We start from the raw sequence: 1,064 nt of genomic DNA on the forward strand, positions 1-1,064 counted from the left end.
GCCTAATGGGAACTGATCAGCGAGCCTACGACCGGTAGTGGTCTGATCGGGTGAAGCTGATTGCCGAGCCGCTGGTCGGTGAGCACTGTGTGCGCCTGGAGTGTTGGTCGATTCCTAGCGCTAGATCGTGCCCCGGCCGGTTGGTGAGGTCACCTATAGCGCTGATGGGGTGTCGTGCCGTTCGAGCACTGATCCATTAGGTTGCCGCCGGGTGTCCTTCGGCTCGAACAGGTTTCACCCAACATCGAGCAGGGAGGCAAGGTGACGATTTTCGTTGGAGACGATTGGGCCGAAGATCACCACGACATTCATGTGATGGACGCCGAGGGGACCAAACTAGCGTCGAGGCGGCTTCCTGAGGGACTTGCCGGGATCGGCGGGTTCCACGAACTGGTGGCCGCCCACGCCGACGGGCCCGATCAGGTGATCATCGGCATCGAAACCGACCGCGGTCTGTGGGTGCAAGCGCTGGCCGCCGCCGGCTATGAGGTGTTCGCGGTCAACCCGCTCGCGGTGGCCCGTTACCGCGACCGCCACCAGGTGTCGGGCGCCAAATCCGACGCCGCCGACGCCAAACTGCTCGCCGATCTGGTGCGCACCGACCGGCACAACCACCGCCTGCTCGCCGGGGACACCGCAGATGGTGAGGCAGTCAAGGTGCTCGCGCGGGCGCATCAGAACCTGATCTGGGCGCGCACCCGCAACACCAACGCACTGCGCAGCGCGTTGCGGGAGTACTACCCGGGCGCGTTGGAGGCCTTCGACTCGCTGTCCGACCGCGATGCCCTGGCCATCCTGGGCCGCGCCCCCACCCCCAGCGACGCAGCCCGACTGAGTGTCTCCAAGATCCGATCAGCACTCAAAGCCGCAGGGCGACAACGCAACCTCGATACCAGAGCACTCGAAATTCAGACCGCGCTGCGCACCGAGCAGCTCGCCGCCCCACCCGCCGTCGCTGCCGCGTTCGGGGCGAGCACCCGCGCTCTGGTCGCCATCATCGCCGAGCTCAACCATCAGATCGCCGACCTGGAGGCCGAGTTGGCGACACATTTTGAGACACACCC

At 65.6% G+C, this 1,064-nt stretch carries 1 protein-coding gene; it reads left to right on the forward strand.

Annotated elements, in window-relative coordinates; translation table 11 throughout:
* Positions 1–315: 315 nt before the first annotated feature.
* A partial coding sequence (locus AC4ELS_RS17070; RefSeq protein ID WP_499048282.1) for an IS110 family transposase occupies positions 316–1,064 on the forward strand: 749 nt, incomplete at its 3' end.

Source organism: Mycobacterium shunyiense, assembly GCF_058270035.1.